The following is a 5,368-nucleotide window of genomic DNA, read 5'->3' as shown; positions in this document are numbered from 1 at the left end:
GCGTGCAGCTCAAACACCTCCGCATCCCAACCGCTGCTGGCTCCCCGCAATTCTTCGGGGTTGACCCGCACCTCATCACCCATGCATCGGATGGTAGCCAAGCCGCACGGTGGCGGTACAGTTTGGCTCGCTGATTATGAGTTCAGCGGTCGCCGCTGACGCCTTGATCCCAGTAAAGAAATTTCTCACACCGCAGGTCAGTGCGGCTTTCCTGTGAACGGTGTTTGCGGCAGCGACGCCTGGGCGCCGCTTCGGGGCCGTCACTGTCCGAGAGCCGCCGTCGCTATTCCTGACGGTTCTCGTAGCCCTGCTCGTGATGGCTCGGTGTGGCGGTCGGCGGACGACGGGCGCAGTGGAGCGACCGGCGCGGACGGCAGCGCAGCGAACGGAAGCAGAGGGAGCGCAGCGAAGCCCGGCGGTAGCCGACCGCCACGGGTGCGATTGTCAGCTCGGGTGGGCGGTGAGTTGGGTCAGGTGTGGTGCGATGTGCGGCGCTGCGGCAAGAGTGCTGGTGGCGGTCGCGGTGTGCGGGTTCCCGGTGAGGTCGCTGACTGCGGCTCCGGCTTCGCGGGCCAGGAGGACGCCAGCGGCGGTGTCCCAGGGTTTGTTGGTGTCGAGGATGGCGGCGTCGGTGAGGCCTGCGGCGACGAAGGCCAGGTCGATGCTGGCGGCGCCGAACATGCGGATTCGCTCGACTGCAGGAATGAGGCCCTGCGTGATCGCTAAACGTCGCCGGTTCTTGCTCTCGGCTTTGGGCCCGGTGGCGTAGTCGCCGATGCTGACGATGGCATGGCGTAGTTCGGCGGTATCGCGTACGTGAATGGGCTGGTTGTTGTTAAAGGCGCCGCGGCCTTGTGTGGCGTGGTAGGTCCAGCCGAGGGACGGAATGGCGGTGACGGCAACAAGGGGGACGCCAAAGTGTGTGAGCGCCAAGGAGATTGCGTGGAGCGGGATACCGTGGACGTAGTAGCGTTACCGACTAGGTATCCCGTGTAGCCGATCAGCCCGACGATGGTCGGGCTGCGGGTCTTTCGGTTGCTGAAACCCGGCCCGAGCACCGTCTCGATACCGCCGTTGGTGTAGATATGGCGCCGAGTGCGGTGTGGGAACAATGGCTTGGTGATCGGTTCACACAACTGCGGGCCGGTGAAGTGGGTCAGCCCGGCGCCGGCGAAAGCCAAACCGGAGAACTATGCGATGCGCCTACCCTTCCTCGGCGTGGGCCTCCTAAGCGAAGGCATAGTCGCTCAACGGGAATCGCGACCCTTCCCGGACCGCGCTTCGCACCGACGTGGGCCGCAAGAGTGTCGCCTCGCCGCTGGGGTTGAAGTAGTAGGAGCGCGACGTGGCGCAGTCGCCGCGGTAGAACACCGAGTCGTCCAGGTATCCCGTCATCCGGTCCAGGAAGCGCGCGTTGGCTTCCTCGGTGACCTCGAACGTCGTTGCGCCCGTGCGCTTCACCTCGCCGAGCAGCCGGTCCATGTGCCGCATCTGGTATTCCATCGTGTTGAAGAACGACAGCCCGGAAAACGCGTACGGGCTGGCGAGGCTCAAGTAGTTGGGAAAGTACGGGATGGACACCCCTTGATAGGCCTGGAACCTGTTCTCGCGCCACCACTTTCCGAGGTTGCGGCCGTCCCGGCCGATTACTTCGATGGCCGGGAAGTTGGCCTCCCACAGGTCGAAGCCGGTGGCCAGTACCAGGGTGTCGATTACGGTCTTGTGGCCGTCGACGGTCACGATACCGTCGGGTTCGATCCGCTCGATGCTGTTGGTCTCCAGATGCACGTGCGGTTTGGTGAAGGTGCGGTAGTAGCTATTGGACCAGGTGGGCCGCTTGCAGCCGAAGTCGTAGTCGGGGGTTAGCTTCTTGCGCAGGTCCTTGTCACGCACCGAGACAAAGCGGTTGATCTTGGCCAGATCCGCAGCCGCGATGTTGAGCCGCCGGAACTGGCGGTAGTGCAGCACCCCGGTCACGATCATCACTTCGAAGAGGGTGTCGGTGACCAACCGGAAGGCGCGGTGCACCAGCGGCACCTTGACGAACACCTGCTGCAGCCACGGTGGGATCGCGAAGTCGATTTTGGGCACGACGTGGATCGCGGTGCGCTGGTAGACGGTCAGGTCGGCGACTTGCTTGGCCAGTTCGGGGATCAGCTGCACGGCGGTCGCGCCAGTGCCGATGATCCCGACGCGGCGACCGGCGAAGTCGTAGCTGTCATCCCAGGCGGTGGTGTGGATGATCTTGCCGTCGAAGCTGGCGATACCGGGGATGTCGGGGGTGCGCGGCTGCGACAAAAACCCGGTCGCGGTGATCAAGAAGCGTGTGGTCAGCGCTTCACCGCCCGCCAGCGCGACCCGCCACAACTTCGCGTCCTCGTCCCAGCGGGCTCCCTCGACCGTGGTGTTGAACCGCATGTAGCGACGCACGTCGTGCTTGTCGGCGACCCGTTCGGCATACTGCTTGAGCTCTGAGCCTGGCGCGAACAATCGCGACCAGTACGGATTGGGCTCGAACCAGTACGAGTACGTGGTGGACGGAATATCGACGGCCAGGCCGGGATAACGGTTGACATGCCAGGTTCCGCCGAGATCGGCCTCGCGGTCGAGAATGACGATGTTGTCGTAGCCGACCCGCTTGAGCTGGATGGCTGCTCCGATACCACCGAAGCCCGCCCCCACGATGACGAAGTCATACTGCGGTGAATCCATGACGCGACTATACAGAACCCGCGGTACCGGATAGAAGCTCAAGCCAGCAGCCATGTCGAGCGCCACGAGCCGCTAGGCGCTGGAAGGTTTGTCCTCGGCGATCTTGCCATGACGCGTTTTCGAGCCGGCGCTTCGGGGGCGCTTGCCGGATTTCAGCCGCATGTTGGCGGCGCGCAGGGCGGCGTTGTCGTCTTCCAGGTCCAGGATTCGTGCGATGCCCGCCAGGTTGACGCCAGCGGCGACCAATTCGGTGATGCGCTGCAGCCGGGCTAGATCCTCCACGCTGTAACGGCGGGTGCCACCCTCGCTGCGGGCCGGTGTCACCAGGCCGTGACGTTCGTAGAGCCGCAGCGACTGCGCGCCCGCCCCGGACAGTTCAGCGGCCACGGAAATGCCGTACACGCCCTGGTCAGGAGCTGGCATCCCCCCCGGCACGGGTTGATCGCTCATGGCAGCACCGTCAAAGCCCCTCACAGAAAACCTATTTATCACACTTGCGCTGGTTTCGCATCAATGGTATATCAAATCTGTATCGCGTGGCATAGATTTATGCCGCAGGGACGTCAGATTGGAGCTAGGGGTGACCATGATGCTGATGCGTACGGACCCGTTCCGGGAGCTGGACCGCCTCGCCCAGCAGGTGTCGGGTACCGCCGCCCGCCCAGCCGCGATGCCGATGGACGCGTGGCGGGAGGGTGACAAGTTCGTCGTCGAGTTCGACCTCCCGGGCATCAGGGAAGACTCGCTGGACCTCGGAATCGAGCGCAATGTGGTGACGGTGCGGGCCGAGCGTCCTGGCGTCGACCCGGACCACGAGATGCTGGCCGCCGAGCGGCCCCGAGGAGTGTTCAGCCGGCAGTTGGTGCTCGGCGAAAACCTGGACACCGACCGGATCGAGGCGTCCTACCACGATGGCGTCTTGCGGCTGGATATTCCGGTGGCCGAGCGGGCCAAGCCACGCAAGATCACCGTCGCGCACGGTAACGGGCACCAGCCCCTCGACGACAAGACCGCCCAGCGGGAAGCCGTCAACGCCTAAGTCGTCCGGTGGGCGACGCGGCGAAGCGATCCGCTACGGCAGCACCGATACTCGGCGCTGGCGAGCCGGCCACCCTCCCGGGCGCCGGGCAGCAGCACCGCCTCCCACCCGAAACGGTAGTGCTGTTCGCCGGGGAAGCGTGCGCCGCGCTGCGGGCCTGCCGTCGCCCACCGGCGCCTACTCGCGCCGTCTAAGCGTCGGGTACGCACTGGCCTCAGGGCCGCAGTAGCTGCAGTGCCGTGTGGACCGCGAGCGCGGGCACGTCGACTGCTTTGGAGCGCAGGTCGTGTCGGGCACCGCGGATCTGGAGGACCTGCGTCGGCGCGGGTATCAACGCGGCGGCACGGCGTATCTCGTCGGGCGTGCCGAACAGGTCAGAAGTGCCGTGGGTGAACACCGTAGGCACCGCGATGTCGGACAGGTGCTCGGTGCGGGCACGTTCCGGCTTGCCCGGCGGATGCAGCGCATAGGAGAACAGCATCAGCAGGTCCGCCCCTGCGGCACCGTCCGCCACCACCATCGAGGTCTGTCGACCGCCGTAGGAATGCCCGCCCGCGATCAGCGGTCCGTCGGCAAGGCCGCGGCACACCTCGATCGCCTCGACGATTCCGGCGCGATCAGCGCTGCCCGAGCCCGACGGGGGGCCGGTTGGCCTGCGCCGCCGGTAGGGCAGGTTGTAGCGCACCGCCAGCCAGCCGCGTCGCGACCACTCATTGCAAATCTGTTGCAGCAGAGGGGATTCCCGGCTGCCGCCCGCCCCGTGGGTCAGCACCACGACACCGGTCGCCGCACCGTCGGGTTCATGCGCGACACCGGCGATGCGCTCGAGATTCATGCGTCCAACCGAAAGAGTGGCGACACCGGGCCATGGCCGTGGCCCAGCGGATAGGACGCCCGCAGACATTCGGTCACCCATCGCTTGCCGAACTCGACCGCGTCGGGAACGTCATACCCGTGCGCGAGCGCACATGCCAACGCCGCCGACAGCGTGTCCCCGGCGCCGTGGTCGTGGCTGGTATCCACCCGCGGCGAGTCGAACTCGTGAAAGTCGTTGCCGTCGAACAGTAGATCGGTGCTGGAGTCCGACGGCCGCAGGTGTCCGCCCTTCACCAGCGCCCACCGCGCGCCCAGCGCGTGCAGGGCACGCGCTGCCTCTCGTTGTGACTGCGGGTCGACAACCTCGATATCGACAAGTAGCCGTACCTCGTGCAGGTTGGGTGTAACCAGCGTCGCCAGCGGAAACAGCTCGGCGCGAAGCGTTTCCAGCCCGCTCGGCTCGAGCAGCGGATCACCGTGCATCGACGCGCACACCGGGTCGACCACTAGCGGCACATCGGGGCTGTGGTCGCGCCAGGCCGCGGCGACGGCCCCGATGATCTCAGGGGATGCCAGCATGCCGGTCTTGGCTGCCTGAAACCCGATGTCGTGTGACACCACCTCTATCTGGGCGGTGATGACGCCGTCGGGAACCAAGTGAAAACCCCTGACCCCGACGGAGTTCTGCACCGTCACCGCGGTCACCGCGCACAGCGCGTGCACGCCGAGCAAGGCGCAGGTGCGGATGTCGGCTTGCAGGCCGGCGCCGCCACCGGAGTCCGAGCCGGCGATCGTCAGCAC

6 protein-coding genes (1 of these 6 cut by a window edge) are annotated in these 5,368 nt (G+C 66.0%); 1 reads left to right on the top strand and 5 read right to left on the bottom strand.

The window, feature by feature from the left end:
• Nucleotides 1-444: 444 nt before the first annotated feature.
• From ACFE99_RS15350 to ACFE99_RS15340, 3 genes are all read right to left on the bottom strand, one after another.
• On the bottom strand, nt 445-954 hold the full coding sequence (locus ACFE99_RS15350; RefSeq protein WP_375486716.1) for an inositol monophosphatase family protein: 510 nt from the start codon (nt 952-954) through the stop codon (nt 445-447).
• Nucleotides 955-1,227: 273 nt separating this feature from the next.
• A complete protein-coding gene (locus ACFE99_RS15345; protein WP_375486710.1) occupies nt 1,228-2,712 on the bottom strand; it encodes a flavin-containing monooxygenase in 1,485 nt (494 codons plus the stop codon).
• A gap of 72 nt (nt 2,713-2,784) precedes the next feature.
• Nucleotides 2,785-3,162, bottom strand: coding sequence for a helix-turn-helix transcriptional regulator (locus ACFE99_RS15340; protein WP_375486708.1), 378 nt, complete (start codon nt 3,160-3,162; stop codon nt 2,785-2,787).
• 139 nt (nt 3,163-3,301) lie between these two features.
• Between ACFE99_RS15340 and ACFE99_RS15335 the strand changes: the two genes are divergently transcribed.
• Complete coding sequence (locus ACFE99_RS15335; RefSeq protein WP_375486714.1) at nt 3,302-3,751, top strand: Hsp20/alpha crystallin family protein; 450 nt, start codon at nt 3,302-3,304, stop codon at nt 3,749-3,751.
• A 214-nt stretch (nt 3,752-3,965) separates the two neighbouring features.
• Here the strand turns inward: ACFE99_RS15335 and ACFE99_RS15330 are convergent, their stop codons facing one another.
• Together ACFE99_RS15330 and thiC are read right to left on the bottom strand one after the other, a co-directional pair.
• Nucleotides 3,966-4,586 (bottom strand): alpha/beta family hydrolase, encoded by a 621-nt coding sequence (locus tag ACFE99_RS15330; protein ID WP_375486706.1) that lies wholly within the window; start codon nt 4,584-4,586, stop codon nt 3,966-3,968.
• Nucleotides 4,583-5,368: the final stretch of a phosphomethylpyrimidine synthase ThiC gene (gene thiC / locus ACFE99_RS15325; protein ID WP_375486704.1), read on the bottom strand. The gene runs 1,626 nt beyond the window's last position; 786 of the gene's 2,412 nt are visible here — the last part of the coding sequence; its start codon lies off the right edge, out of view; it ends in the stop codon at nt 4,583-4,585. The genes ACFE99_RS15330 and thiC overlap by 4 nt, the downstream gene beginning before the upstream one ends.

Origin of the sequence: uncultured Mycobacterium sp., from assembly GCF_964249325.1 — a bacterium.
Classification (GTDB): domain Bacteria; phylum Actinomycetota; class Actinomycetes; order Mycobacteriales; family Mycobacteriaceae; genus Mycobacterium.
Note: the sequence above shows the minus strand (reverse complement) of the source record. Positions and strands in the feature narration are given on the sequence as shown.

Excerpts from the sequence above, each read along its gene's own strand:
- ACFE99_RS15330 (WP_375486706.1), bottom strand. The coding sequence starts at position 4,586 with ATGAATCTCGAGCGCATCGCCGGTGTCGCGCATGAACCCGACGGTGCG.
- ACFE99_RS15345 (WP_375486710.1), bottom strand. The coding sequence starts at position 2,712 with ATGGATTCACCGCAGTATGACTTCGTCATCGTGGGGGCGGGCTTCGGT.
- ACFE99_RS15335 (WP_375486714.1), top strand. The coding sequence starts at position 3,302 with ATGCTGATGCGTACGGACCCGTTCCGGGAGCTGGACCGCCTCGCCCAG.
- ACFE99_RS15340 (WP_375486708.1), bottom strand. The coding sequence starts at position 3,162 with ATGAGCGATCAACCCGTGCCGGGGGGGATGCCAGCTCCTGACCAGGGC.